The organism is Fibrobacter succinogenes subsp. succinogenes S85, from assembly GCF_000146505.1.
Classification (GTDB): Bacteria; Fibrobacterota; Fibrobacteria; order Fibrobacterales; family Fibrobacteraceae; genus Fibrobacter; species Fibrobacter succinogenes.
The window spans coordinates 3,391,746-3,405,584 of sequence record NC_017448.1; the positions used below are offsets into that span (position 1 = coordinate 3,391,746).

Below are 13,839 nucleotides of genomic sequence, written 5' to 3' on the forward strand. Positions count from 1 at the left end.
TATGCATATTGGTTGTCATCTCTCGTCTTCGGGCGGCTTTTTGGCGATGGGCGAGACAGCCCTTTCCATTGGGGCCGATACGTTCCAGTTCTTTACGCGAAACCCGCGCGGTGGGGCCGCAAAGCCGTTTGACAAGGCTGATGCCGAAGCGCTAAATGCGTTTATGGACGCTCACAGCTTTGCTCCGATTTTAGCGCATGCTCCATACACGTTGAATGCTTGTGCTGCTGATCCGTCGCTGAGGCAATATGCACAAGATGTGATGAAAGATGACTTGTTCCGCATGGATCATTTCCCGCATGCGATGTATAACTTTCATCCGGGCAGTCATGTGAAGCAAGGTGTTGATGTCGGAATAGAACTCATTTCGCAGCACCTGAACAACATTTTGCATAAAGACCTCAAGACGAAAGTGCTTTTGGAAACGATGGCGGGCAAGGGGAGTGAAATTGGCCGTACTTTTGAGGAATTGCGTGCGATTATAGACCGCGTTGAACTCAGCGAAAAAGTCGGAGTCTGCCTGGATACTTGCCATGTATTTGATGGCGGTTACGACATCGTAAATCATCTGGATGATGTATTGGAATCGTTTGACAAAGTCTTTGGTTTAAAACGCCTGAGAGCGATTCATTTGAACGACAGCAAGAATCCGATGGGTAGCCACAAGGATCGTCACGAAGTCATTGGGGGTGGAAACATCGGGCTTGAAGCTCTTGTGAACGTCGTGAACCATCCGGCATTGAAAGGACTTCCGTTCTATCTGGAAACTCCGAACGAGTTGCCTGGATACGCCGCAGAAATTGCCTTGATGCGAAGCCGTGAACGATAAAAAAGTTGAAATTTTTTTACGCCTGTACCTTGACAAAAGAATAGAAAACATCTATATTTGTGCGCGTCGATGCTTCATAGCTCAGTTGGTAGAGCCCGCGACTGTTAATCGCGTTGTCCTTGGTTCGAGTCCAAGTGAAGCAGCTCAAAACCCCCGATCGAAAGATCAGGGGTTTTGTGTTTTTGCGGAAAAACGAAAAATGAATAAAAGTGAAAAATACGCGCTTTCCCCTTGACAAAGGAATAGAAATCGTCTATATTTGTGCGCGTCGATGCTTCATAGCTCAGTTGGTAGAGCCCGCGACTGTTAATCGCGTTGTCCTTGGTTCGAGTCCAAGTGAAGCAGCTCAAAACCCCCGATCGAAAGATCGGGGGTTTTGTGTTTTGGGCTTATATCATGCCGGTATCGGTAAAAAAAATCCCGGGCGGTGGAACCGTCCGGGATGAATTGTTTGATTTTGGCTTGTTGCGCGTTTGGCTGGTCGCTTGCATTATCTGCTGTAAGCTGTCCAGCGCTTTTTGAATCTAGGCTCGTCAATGACTTTACCCCAGATGAATCCGCGTCGGACGCTTTCTCTGCTTATCGAGCGCACGACAGGGCGCTTGTTAAGCGGGTCTGCAATTTCGCTAGGATCACCGGAATAGCCGTTTTCGATATCGCTTTGACGGGAGGCTTCTGCAGCCTCTTCACGGGCTTTGCGGGCGCGTTCTTCAAGGATTTTCAGCTGGCTCTGCTTATCGCTTGCAGAGGGCGATATGCTCGGCTTGGTTGTTGATGCTTGTGCAAATGCGTCTGTTTTCTGCTCGTGCGATAGCAGATTGTTGAGTTCGTCGATGTCTTGCACGAGAACGTCGTAGACGCCTTCTCCCATGTCGCGACCGATAATGCGGTGTTGCTGGAGTTCGTTGATGAGTTCGATAGCCCGGGCTTCGGACACTTCGAATTCAATCTTGAGGTAGTCAATATCGACTATGCCTTGCTCAACGATATCCTCTGCGACTTCACGCATGGTCACCTGGTCGCCTAGGCGATGGTAGTTCTCGGGAATAGGCGGTGGCATGGGGGACTCCATTGTTCCCTGTGACGCTTCACGCTGAGCTTCTTCAAACTGCTTGATATATTCTTGCAGTTTCCGGCTTGCGGAAGGTATATGCTCGGAAGGAGCGCCTTCGCTTTCGTCAAATTCCTCGTTTGCAGTATCATCGGAACTTTCTTCGTTGAGTTGCTTGTCCTCAAGAGCTTTCTTTTTGGCACTAGCTCTCTTGATAAGCGCGTCAATGACGAAAATCGCAATGAATATGAGTAATGATTCCATGGGCTAAACCCTTTTGGTCAAATTACTTGGTCGTTTCCGGTGCGGTTCCGATTTCTTTACGCATCTGCGTGTCGGCTTCGATGTTCTTGAGGTTGTAGTAGTCCATCACGCCGAGCTTTCCGTCGCGGAGAGCGGTTGCCATAGCCATCGGAATCTGGGCTTCGGCTTCGACGAGCTTTGCCTTCATTTCCATCACCTTAGCCTTCATTTCCTGTTCGGCGGCGAATGCCATGGCGCGGCGTTCTTCTGCCTTGGCCTGAGCAATCTTTTTGTCGGCTTCAGCGCGGTCGGTTTCGAGGATAGCACCGATGTTCTGGCCCACGTCCACGTCTGCAATATCAATGGAGAGAATTTCGAATGCCGTACCTGCGTCAAGGCCGGAGGCGAGCACCTTCTTGGAAATCATGTTCGGGTTTTCGAGCACTTCCTTGTGGCTTTGAGCAGAACCGATGGAAGACACGATGCCTTCGCCAACGCGGGCGACGACTGTTTCTTCGCCGGCACCACCGACGAGCTTCTGGATGCTGGCGCGCACAGTGATACGGGTAATGGCGTGGAGCTGAATACCGTCGAGAGCCACAGCGGAGACCTTCGGAGTTTCGATGACCTTGGGGTTCACGGACATCTGCACAGCTTCGAGCACGTTACGGCCGGCAAGGTCAATGGCTGCAGCTTCCTTGAAGTCGAGCTTGATGTTTGCTTTGTTGGCGGCGATGAGAGCTTGGATCACGCGGAGCACGTTACCGCGGGAAAGGTAGTGGGCTTCGAGCAAGTTGGTGTCAACTGGGAGGCCTGCCTTGCAGCTGAGGATTCGGGCTTCCACGATGACCTGTGGCGGAACCTTACGGAGGCGCATACCGATGAGCTGGAAAATGCTCACGTTTGCCTTGGAGAACAAGGCCTGGAGCCAGAGGCTAAAGAACTTGCCGATAAAGGCGAGAACGATGATGACGACGATGGCGGCAATGATAATGCCTACGGTAAGAAGTGTATCCATTTGTTTTTCTCCAAGTTATGTGTTTTTGTTTTAATCTTTATTGAAAAAAGTACGATCAGACTTGAACTATCTTTCGTCTAGAATTACCCATATATGACCTTCCTGTACTGCTTCAATCTTTACTTTCTGACCTGCTTCGATGATTTCACCGTGGGTCTGTACGTCAAAAAGTTTGGAACTTCCATCCGGCATGGTGAAGCTTGCCTGGCCTACAGGGCGTAAGAACGTTTTTGCGGTTCCTATAGAGCCTATCGCAACTTCCTGCACGGCTTCGGTCGGGGAGACGGCTGTTTCCATGTCGGTTTTGAGCATCGGAGTCCAGCCTTCCGGTAAAAGCGGAATCAGATACTTGCTTGCCGCAATCGGGATGATGAGTGCGATGGCCGCACTCCCGAGAACGAAGAATAGCCCGAATAGCCATGGGGTGGCGTCAAATGTCGTTTCAACGGCTTCCGGGACGTATTCCGGGATGTTTGCTGTATCAAAGCTCATGATAAGGGCGATAATCATGCAGGCGATGCCGCCAATGCCAAACAGGAACGTACATGGCATGACGAAAATTTCGACTAAGAACAAAATCACGCCTGCTACAAGCAGGATTGCCGGGAAGTAGCCGTCGAGCTGCGGTGCGAATTGCCCGAAGAAGACGATCCCGATAAGGATAATGCCGATGATGCCGAACATTCCAAATCCCGGAGTCTTAAATTCTATATAAAGTGCGCCGAATCCGAGAATCAGGAGTATGCCTGAGATGGCGGCTATAGCGCTTGCGATTTTTTCGCCGGTATTTGTCTCGACTTCGCTTTTGCGTTCAATGGCTAGCTTTGTTTCAAAGTCTTCGCGGTTCTTGAACGTGCCTCTAGAAAATCCGAGTTCCTCGGCTTCCTTGTCGGTCATGGTCAAAAGTTCGCCTTCTTTTACGAGAATCTTGGGCGAGCCCCAGAACTTCTTTTCGGCGCTGTCGAGGACTGCAAATTTTTTTCCTTCAATGATAAGCGTGGTGTCTCGCTGTGTCGGCGTTCCCTTGTCAAGTGTGGCGGTAAGTTCAAGTACTTCGAGTTCCGGAGTCACAAAAGAGGATGCCAGGAGTTCGGGATAGTTGTTGCGCTGGGCGAGGTTCCGGAACTTCGCGCGGAGTGGGGACTGGATCTTTTCGCCGACGATTTGCGGAGTGCCATCGCCACCTTGGACAATCGGGGCGCAGTCGCCAATGGTTGTGGCTTCGAGCATGTAGAGGCGCTTGCAGGCGAGAGCGATGAGCGAACCTGCGCTGATCGCCTTCTTTTTCACGAGAGCGATTGTTTCGGGTCCCTTGACCGCCATGATGGTATCGACAAGATCGAAAGCGGCATCAAGGCGACCTCCGAACGTGTTGATTTCGAAGACGATGTAATCTGGCTTCTTTTCGATGGCTTCTCCGATGGCGCGAGCGCAGAATTCGTACATGGCGGGGTCAACGTCGCCTTCCAGTTTAATCCAGACGGCCTGTTTCTTTGGGGCGGAAATCTCGGTTTTGGCGGTATCGACTACGGTTGTTGAGTCGGCAAATGTAAATGTGGCTAAAAACGCTAAAAAGAGAAATATTTTTGTAATAATCTTCATGTTGTCAATGTATAAAGATTTGTACAGTGAAAATCATTTTTTTTGTGAAAAAAAACACGTTTAGGTAGGTTTGCTGGTTAAAAACACTTTTTTTTTGAAAATTAGTCTCAATATGGTGTTGTAAAATGTATAATATAGTTGAAAACTTACAAAAAACTTATGAACAATAATTTTTTTAAACGAAATTTAATCGTATCGTTGATTCTTGTCGCGTTCTTGTTTATTGTAACAAACGTTTCTTTTTTGTACATAAACAGGCAGGCTGTAGACGATAGCTGGGACTCCCTAGATGAAGTCGCCTATGCTTCTGAAGCAAAAATGGGATTTTTGGGTCGTTCTCTCTTGAGCGCATTGTCCAATATTTCGACTGTGGTGGGGATGGAAGAAAACCTCCTCTCCGAAAACATGATTCGTTTGATTCGCGGGTCGCGCATTGGTCCTCTGGTGTCGGCGGTGCGCCTGTATTTGCCGGATGGTCATATTATTGCGGATCATGCTGTTGTATTTGATTCTTCGTACATCGAAAATTATCAGAAGATTGTTTCCCCAAAGCCGTATATATCGAAAGTCGCTCGCGATGTCGTGCATTCCGAAAATATTGTGTTTGAACAGATGGTGCCTGTCCGCCGTCGTGGCCAGGTGGTTGCGATGCTTTCCGCTGTTTCCGAAATCAAGCCGTTGTATGGCTATGTGGCGACAAATGCGTTCAAGGGCAAGGCTTCCCTGATTGTTGTGGACCGTCGAGATGGATCCTTTGTTGTTGAAAAAACAGGGAAATGGAAGAACTTTAACGAGTTTGTTAGGACGATTAAGTCTAAGAAAGGGTATTCTGTAGATGAGTGGGCGGCAACCGTGATGAAGGGGGAATCTGCGCATTTGGCGTATGAGGAAACTTCCTCGGATGATGCTAAGCTTTTGGTTGCGCTCCCTTTGTTTGGCGGTTGCTGGACTCAACTTTTGTATGTCAATGAAAATATCGCCTTTGCGCGCGTGGATAAAATCCGCAAGTTCTATATCGGAATTTCGGCAATTGAACTTCTCGTGATTCTTTTGTACTTGCTGCGCATGGTGTGGAATGCTCGCCGCATGGCCGAGGCCGAAAGTAACGAGTATTCCGAAATTGCCGATGCCTTGAGCGGAACTTACGAATGCATTTTCTACGTGAACGTTCTGGACGATACATTTGACACGTTCCATTCCGACAGGCTTATGGATAAGCTACACGAAGATGTTCACGGAAAGGACTTCTTCTTTGAATCGATATCGAGCTTGCGTCATAATCTTTATGAAGACGATCTTGAAGTTGTCATGCACTTTATGGAAAAGGGTTCCTTCTTAAAACGTCTTGAAGAAAATCCAAGTGCATCTGTGGAATATAGACTTGTCATTGATGGAAATCCACAGTTCTATCGAATGAAGGCTATTAAGTCCAGCAAAGATGAAAACCATGTCATTGTTGCTGTGGAAAATATTGATTCTGAAGTCAACAAGGCTATTGCCCAGCGTCAGGAAATGGACCGCAACAACAGGGTGATTGAATCTCTGGCTTCGGACTTTGATTTTGTGAACTACGTAACGCTTGGCGAAGATTCTTCTTCGGACTTTGTTGTGACGTACCGCGCCAGTTCTGTGCTTTTGAAGGCTATCCCTGGATGGTCTTCTGAAAAGAGTTTCTCTAAGAGAATGAATCTGTTGCTCAAGTATCTTGTCTGTGATTCTGACAAAAATCAGTTCCAGAAGCAGACGAGTCGCGATCGCCTTGTCTCGACGTTGAAGAACGAATCGGTGATTCATGTCAACTTCAAGATCAAGCTTGAAGGTAAGGAAGTCTGCTACCAGATGAAGGTTATTGCCGACAAGGACGAAATCGGCAATCTCAAGGGTATCGTTTTTGGTCTGCACAGTGTCGATGAAGAAATCAAGAAGCAGATGGAAATCCAGTCGAACTTGAAGCAGAACCTTGAAATTATCGACATTCTTTCGGAAGACTATTCGTCACTCTTCTACTTCAATCTTGTTGACAACACGAGTGGCGTTCTTGCCGTTCGCGAAGACATCAGGGGCGCCCTGAAGGATCGGTTTGCGACTTGTGACCGTCTGGAAGATGTCTTTAAAGCGTTTGTCTTGGATATGGCTCATCCGGATGATCGTGAAAAGCTTATCGGGCTTGCGTCTAGAGAGGTGGTGGCTGAACAGCTTTTGCACCAGAAACGCCTGAATATTGTATTTAGGCACCTCTATGGTTCAGAATACAAGTTTACGCGTTTAGTATTTGCTAAGGCCGAGCCTATAGATGTTCCGCCGAAACTTATCGCTGTCGGCTTTGTCGAGGTGGATGCTCAGTACCGTGCAGAGACGGAACACCAGGAAAATATTGAACGCATTATGAGCCTTTCGGACCAGTATGAAGTCGTGTTCGATGTCAATATCGATACGGGCTTGTTTAGCGTTTCGTTGACAGGCGGAAAGTTCAAGGATGTCGTTAATGAAGAGACTGGAGAAGGCGTTGACTTCTTTAAGGACAGGGAAAAGGATGTCCGCAAGATTGTCTATAAGGACGATGTTGATTCCGTGCTCTCTTCGCTTAATCGCGATACCGTAATTGCTCGCTTGCAACACGATAACTCCTTCTTCCAGGATTATCGACGTGTGACTAGCGAAGGGCTTAAGTGGTACCGCATGAAGGTGACCAAGATGGGCGACTGGTCCAAGTCTCGTCGAGTGCTTGTCGGCCTGTTCAATAACGATGTCGTTTACCGCAAGGAAATGGCGCAACAGGCGGCCCTTGAACAGGCGCTTGAAATGGCAAAGTCTGCGTCACGTGCAAAGACGATGTTCCTCAACAACATGAGTCATGACATCCGCACTCCGATGAATGCGATTATCGGCTATACGGAACTTGCGACAATCCATATTGGCAACAAGGAACAGGTGCGGAACTTCCTTGGAAAGATTGAGCTTTCTTCGAACCACCTGCTTTCGCTTATCAATGACGTGCTTGACATGAGCCGTATTGAATCGGGCAAGCTGAACTTGAATGAAAAGCTGGAACATCTTCCGGAAATAATCCATACGCTCAAGGATATTGTCCAGGCGGATATCAATGCGAAGAACTTGCAGTTCTTTGCCAATAGCGTCGGTATTCGTAACGAAGATGTTGTCTGTGATAGGCTCCGTTTGAACCAGGTGCTTTTGAACGTGATTTCAAACGCTATCAAGTACACGCCGGCGGGTGGCTCCATCTGGTTCTCTGTGGAACAGAAGGAATCGGACGAAGATGGCTATGGCGTTTACGAGTTCCGCATCAAGGACTCGGGCATTGGCATGAGCGAAGATTTCTTGCCGAAGATTTATGATGCGTTTACCCGTGTGAATTCCTCGACGGTCTCTGGCATCCAGGGAACGGGTCTTGGCATGGCGATTACAAAGAACATTGTCGACATGATGGATGGCTCGATCGACATCAAGAGCAAGGTGGACGAAGGAACTGATGTTGTTCTGAATTTCAAGTTTGCTCTTGCCGGCGCTGAACATGAACTTGAACGCGTCAAGGAACTGGAAGGCAAAAGGATTCTCGTTGTCGATGATGATGTAGATTGTGCTAAGAGCATTCCGCAGATCTTTAAGGAACTCGGTGTTGAAGCTGAATGTTGCTATTCCGGTGCGGACGCCTTGGAACGTGTGAAGGCGGCGAAGGCCGAAGGTCACATGTACGACGCCTTCCTAGTGGACTGGCGCATGCCGAATATGGATGGCATGAAAACGACGTCGATGCTTCGCGAGTTGCTCGGGAACGATATCCTTGTGATTGTGATGTCTGCCTATGAATGGTCGGATATCGAGGACAAGGCGACCGAAGTCGGAATCCATAACTTTGTAAGTAAACCAGTGTTCCCGTCGGATGCCCGCGATACGCTGATGCGCAGCTTTGGACTTTTGCAGGCGGAAACTCCGGTATCGGATAAGAAGATCAGCTTTAATGGCAAAAAGGTTTTGCTTGTCGATGATAACGAACTGAACCGCGAAATCGCCCAGGAAATTCTAGAAGATTGCGGAATTCTGGTGACAACGGCTTGCGATGGCGAAAAGGCTGTCGAGTACATGAAGAATGTGCAGCCGGGCGACTGTGACTTGGTCTTGATGGACGTGCAGATGCCGATTATGGATGGTTACGAGGCGACTCGCGTTATCCGTAAGCTCGACAACAAGGTGGCTGCAGAAATTCCGATTATCGCCATGACGGCGAACGCCTTTGCCGATGACCAACAGGCGGCTCTGGATGCCGGCATGAACGAGCATGTGGCAAAACCCGTGAACGTCAATAAGTTGAAGGAAGTGCTGTCGAGATTTTTGTAGATAGGTGTTAGGTCACAGGTGGTAGGGGTTAGGATTAATTTCATGCGCTATGCGCGTTTGTAAAGGGCGGCGAAGCCGCGATTATTCACCTAATCCCTAAGACCTAATACCTAAAACCCATAAAAAGACTTTAATTTCGATGTATTTTCTAAGTTCTAAGTTCTAAGTTCTAAGTTCTAAATACTATATTTACCCGCAAATTGCATTTTTGCCTGGGTCCTGTGACCAGATTCGCCAATTCCACTGGTGCTAGAGCAGTAAACTCGGACAAAAACATGTAATGAAACAAACAATCAAAAAAAGGAATGGCTACAATGGCTACTATCACAAAAGAAAAGGCTGCAGAACTCACCGCTAAGTTTGGTGCTAACGAAAAGGACACCGGTAACGTCCGCGTTCAGATCGCTATCCTCACGGAAAAGATCAAGAACCTCACCGAACACATCAAGACCAACAAGAAGGACTTCCACTCTCTCCGCGGTCTGTCCATGATGGTTGCAAAGCGCAAGAACCTTCTCAAGTACTACGGCGAAAAGGACATTATCGCTCAGCGTGCATTGATCAAGGATCTCGGTCTCCGCGGCTAATTCTCTGATTGGAGATTTTTATGTCAACAGAAGCTTATCAAGCTAAATACGGCAAGATGCTCGACCCGAAGGAAGTGTCTGTAAACCTTCCGGATGGCCGTGTCATTACGTTTGAAACTGGCCGTATCGCAAAGCAGGCACGTGGTTCTGCTGTCGCCAAGATGGGGGACGCGTTTGTCCTTTCTACCGTTTGCTACGGTGAAGAAAAGGATGGTGACTTCTTCCCTCTGACAGTTGAATACCGCGAAAAGTCTTATGCTGCCGGACGCCTGCCTGGTGGCTATAGCAAGCGCGAACCGGGTCGTCCGAGCGATGAAGAAATTCTTTCTGCTCGTATTATCGACCGTCCGATTCGTCCGATGTTCCCGGAAAACTTCACTCGTGAAGTCCAGGTCATCGTTCAGGTTCTTTCTTCCGACAAGAAGTTCGCTCCGGACGTTCTTGGCGTAAGTGCTGCATCTCTCTCTATCGGTCTTTCTGAACTCCCGTTCGAACAGCAGGTCGCTGCCGTTCGCGTGGCTGTCGTCGATGGCCAGAACATAGTGATGCCGACTTATGACCAGGTTGCCGTGGCCGATCTAGACCTCGTGGTCGCCGGTACGGAAGACTCTGTGTGCATGGTCGAAGGTGGTGCTTACGAAGTGTCCGAAGACACGATGATTGGCGCTATCCTCGCTGGTCACGAAGTCATCAAGCAGATGTGCAAAGCCCAACAGGAACTGGTGGACCGCTGTGCTAAGCCGAAGATGGAACTCAAGCCGAAGTTTGTTGGTGAAGAACACGACAAGCTCGTTGCTACGGTCAAGGATGTTGTCTGGGACGAACTGAACAAGGACGTCCACTCCAACATGGTGAAGACGGACTTCTATCCGGCTATGGCAGACCTCTGCGCTCGTATGCTCGAAGATCCGCGTATCCTCGCTATCATCGGCGAAGGCGAAGCACAGAATGCTCAGCTCGCTGCAGATGCAAAGGGCATCTTCAGTGACCTCGAACGCACGGCTATGCGCGAAATGATTTTGAACGAAGGCGTTCGTCTTGACGGCCGTACCACGACCGAAGTCCGCCCGATCGAAATCGAAATGGGCGTGCTCCCGCGTGCTCACGGTTCTGCAATCTTCCAGCGTGGCGAAACCCAGGGTCTCGTCATTTGTACGCTTGGAACAAAGGCTGACGAACAACGTTTCGAAAGCTTGCAGGGCGAAGGCGCAAAGAGCTACATGCTCCATTACAACTTCCCGCCGTTCTCCGTCGGTGAATGCAAGAAGCTCGGTCTCTCTCGCCGTGAAATTGGTCACGGTCACTTGGCCGAACGCTCCCTCGCAGCAGTTCTTCCGCTCCCGGAAGATTTCCCGTACACGATCCGCGTGGTTTCCGAAATCATGGAATCCAACGGTTCTTCTTCCATGGCCTCTGTTTGCGGTGGCTGCCTCAGCTTGATGGACGCTGGCGTTCCTATCAAGGCTCCGGTTGCAGGTATCGCCATGGGCCTCATCTCCGAAAAGGGCTCCGTCAAGGAAGGCGGCAAGATCAAGATCTTGTCCGACATTACCGGTACGGAAGACCACCTCGGCGATATGGACTTCAAGGTAACGGGTACTGCCGAAGGTATCACTGCATTCCAGATGGACATCAAGATCCGCGGTATCACCCCGGAACTTATGCGTGAAGCTTTGGAACAGGCTCGTCAGGGCCGTATCCACATTCTCGGTCGCATGGCTGAACTTGGCCTCCCGGCACCGCGTCCGCACGTTTCTGAAAAGGCTCCGACGATGCTCAAGATGCGCATCCCGACCACGAAGATTCGTGACGTTATCGGTTCTGGTGGCTCTGTCATCAAGGGTATGCAGGCTCAGACGGGCTGCACCATCAACATTGACGACAACGGCAATATCGACATCGCCGCCCCGACGGGTAAGGCTGGTGAAGTTTGCCGCCGCATGATCGAAGAACTCACAGCAGAACCGGAACCGGGCCGCAAGTACAAGGGCAAGGTGAAGACGATCCAGCCGTTTGGCGCATTCGTTGAAATCCTCCCGGGTCGCGATGGTCTTGTCCACATCTCCGAACTTGCCGACCGCCGTGTCGATAAGGTCGAAGACGTTGTTCATGTCGGTGACGAAGTCGAAGTGCTCTGCCTCGGTGTTGACCCGAAGGGCAAGGTGAAGCTCTCTATGAAGGCTTTGCTCCCTCCGAAGGCTGCCCCGGCTGCTGAAGCTGCTCCTGAAGCACCGGCTGCTCCGACTGAAGCTTAGTCTTGGATTAGTCCAAAAGACTCATTTTAAGGAAACGCATGGTTTAGGCCATGCGTTTTCTTTTGTATATTTAAATTTAGGCTTTTGCAAAAGGAACTTTTTAGGAGGAGGATTGTTCTTTTTTGCAAAAATAGATTACCTTTATAAATGGTTACATTCCAGTTGCGGATATGGGTTACATCTATTTAACATTGATGTTTGTTTTGTCTGCTGTCAATTTGGCAGTGCTTTCTCTGCGTTTCCAAAATCAGCGGAACAATTACGTTTATTACGCCTTTTATGCGATTCTGGTCGCTAATTTTGGCCATTGGCTTTTGGGATTTTCAGAATCGGTCGAGGGGGCTATTATCGCGAACAAGGTGAACTACCTTGGCGGGTCGTTCCTCCCGATGTTCATGTTCTTTGCCCTTATGCAAGTTTGCAAGATGAGCATCCCGAAATGGCTGCATTTCTCCCTGATTTTCATGAGCTTTACGATTTGCGCTCTGGCGATGACTGTAGGGTATTTCCCGGCATATTACAAGACCGTGGAGTATGTTGTCCAGGCGGGTGTCGGTAACTATGTAGCAACTTACGGCTGGGCTCACGGCTTGTTCAATGCTTTCCTGGTGAGCTATGTCATTTTAGATATTTGGATTATTATCCGTGCCATTTTGCACCAGAAGATGGTTTCGCTCAAGAATATCATTGCGATGATTATTGGCGAAATCGCAACAATTATGTCGTTCTTCCTGGCCTGATTCCTGGGGAGCGACATGCTCATCATGCCGTTTATCTACGTCCTTGACCAAATCCTCCTGTTGTACATTTGTAATAACGTCAAGTGGTACGATATTACGGAATGCGTGATTGAATCCATTGAAACGGAAAGCTCCTGTGCGTACTTGTCGTTCTCGATTGATGGGGCATACCTGGGGGCAAACCGCATTGCCATGAATTTCTTCCCGGAGCTCGTCAAGATGAGAGTGGACGCTCACTTGAAAGGCGAAACGGAATTGCAGCAGCACATCATGTCGTGGATTGAAAAGTACAGGAAGTCCAAGATTTTGACGGACTACTGCCAGATGACCGAATTCAATTATTCGGGCCGCCACTACAAGTGCGAAGTCAAGGTACTGCGTCAGGTGCATGGTAAAAACGTATTCCTTTTCAGGATTGAAGACAACACGCAGGAACAGCAGTATATCGATGCTCTTGGCCGTAGCAATTCCATGTTGCAAAAGAACATGGTGCAGACTGAAAATGAGAAGCTCTCGGTGCAGGAAAAGTGGATTGTCGGCATGGCGCAGATGGCGGAAAGCCGAGCGGGGAATATGGACGGACACATCAAGCGAACGAGCGAAGTCGTGAAGATTCTTGTTTCGATGATGCGCAAAAAAGGATTTGATAACCTGTCGGACAAGTTCCTCGATGTGCTGATTGCGGCCGCTCCGATGTACGATCTGGGCAAGGTGGCGATTGATGATGCCGTGTTGCGCAAGCCGGGACGATTTAATGTTGATGATCGCGAAATCATGAAGACTCATGCAGAGAAGGGTGCGAACATTATTGAAAAGCTTCTCTCTGATGTGAAAGACAGTTATTTTGTCAGTGTTGCAAAGAATATGGCGCTTTACCATCACGAACGTTGGGATGGCAAGGGTTACCCGGAACAGCGCTCGGGTGAAGATATTCCGATGGAAGCTAGAATCATGGCTCTGGCCGATGTGTACGATGCCTTGGTGAGCAAGCGTTGTTACAAGGAACGCATGTCGTTCAGGGAAGCTCGTGATGTGATTCTTGCTTCTATGGGCAAGCAGTTTGACCCGCACTTGAAGGATAGTTTCCTGGAATGTCAGGACCAGCTGATGGACTATTACTGTTCTGTGGATCATTGATTGAACTTGTTTGAGAGAGTG

Annotated in this window: 9 protein-coding genes and 2 tRNA genes; 8 read left to right on the forward strand and 3 right to left on the reverse strand. The window is 49.0% G+C overall.

The window, feature by feature from the left end; genetic code table 11:
- The first annotated feature begins 1 nt into the window (after position 1).
- The 3 genes from FSU_RS13945 to FSU_RS13955 all read left to right on the forward strand — a co-directional run bounded on the left by FSU_RS13945 (position 2) and on the right by FSU_RS13955 (position 1,174).
- Complete coding sequence (locus FSU_RS13945; protein ID WP_014547006.1) at positions 2–829, forward strand: deoxyribonuclease IV; 828 nt, start codon at positions 2–4, stop codon at positions 827–829.
- A 70-nt stretch (positions 830–899) separates the two neighbouring features.
- Positions 900–972: transfer RNA gene (locus FSU_RS13950), tRNA-Asn, on the forward strand.
- A gap of 129 nt (positions 973–1,101) precedes the next feature.
- A tRNA-Asn gene (locus tag FSU_RS13955) sits at positions 1,102–1,174 on the forward strand.
- 145 nt (positions 1,175–1,319) lie between these two features.
- Here the strand turns inward: FSU_RS13955 and FSU_RS13960 are convergent.
- The 3 genes from FSU_RS13960 to FSU_RS13970 all read right to left on the reverse strand — a co-directional run bounded on the left by FSU_RS13960 (position 1,320) and on the right by FSU_RS13970 (position 4,743).
- The gene (locus FSU_RS13960) at positions 1,320–2,144 is read right to left on the reverse strand and encodes a hypothetical protein (RefSeq protein WP_014547007.1); all 825 of its coding nucleotides are present in this window, start codon (positions 2,142–2,144) and stop codon (positions 1,320–1,322) included.
- Between the two features lie 22 nt (positions 2,145–2,166).
- Positions 2,167–3,141 carry a flotillin-like protein FloA gene (floA, locus tag FSU_RS13965; protein WP_014547008.1) on the reverse strand — a complete coding sequence of 325 codons (975 nt, stop codon included), beginning with the start codon at positions 3,139–3,141 and terminating at the stop codon, positions 2,167–2,169.
- Between the two features lie 66 nt (positions 3,142–3,207).
- Positions 3,208–4,743 carry an NfeD family protein gene (locus FSU_RS13970; protein ID WP_014547009.1) on the reverse strand — a complete coding sequence of 512 codons (1,536 nt, stop codon included), beginning with the start codon at positions 4,741–4,743 and terminating at the stop codon, positions 3,208–3,210.
- A 159-nt stretch (positions 4,744–4,902) separates the two neighbouring features.
- Between FSU_RS13970 and FSU_RS13975 the strand changes: the two genes are divergently transcribed.
- The 5 genes from FSU_RS13975 to FSU_RS15995 all read left to right on the forward strand — a co-directional run bounded on the left by FSU_RS13975 (position 4,903) and on the right by FSU_RS15995 (position 13,818).
- Positions 4,903–9,099, forward strand: coding sequence for a hybrid sensor histidine kinase/response regulator (locus tag FSU_RS13975; protein ID WP_015732283.1), 4,197 nt, complete (start codon positions 4,903–4,905; stop codon positions 9,097–9,099).
- A 314-nt stretch (positions 9,100–9,413) separates the two neighbouring features.
- Positions 9,414–9,686, forward strand: coding sequence for a 30S ribosomal protein S15 (gene rpsO, locus FSU_RS13980; RefSeq protein WP_014547011.1), 273 nt, complete (start codon positions 9,414–9,416; stop codon positions 9,684–9,686).
- Between the two features lie 20 nt (positions 9,687–9,706).
- Complete coding sequence (gene pnp / locus FSU_RS13985; RefSeq protein ID WP_014547012.1) at positions 9,707–11,941, forward strand: polyribonucleotide nucleotidyltransferase; 2,235 nt, start codon at positions 9,707–9,709, stop codon at positions 11,939–11,941.
- Between the two features lie 170 nt (positions 11,942–12,111).
- On the forward strand, positions 12,112–12,681 hold the full coding sequence (locus tag FSU_RS13990) for a histidine kinase N-terminal 7TM domain-containing protein (protein WP_014547013.1): 570 nt from the start codon (positions 12,112–12,114) through the stop codon (positions 12,679–12,681).
- A gap of 15 nt (positions 12,682–12,696) precedes the next feature.
- Positions 12,697–13,818 carry an HD-GYP domain-containing protein gene (locus tag FSU_RS15995; protein WP_014547014.1) on the forward strand — a complete coding sequence of 374 codons (1,122 nt, stop codon included), beginning with the start codon at positions 12,697–12,699 and terminating at the stop codon, positions 13,816–13,818.
- Positions 13,819–13,839: the final 21 nt, after the last annotated feature.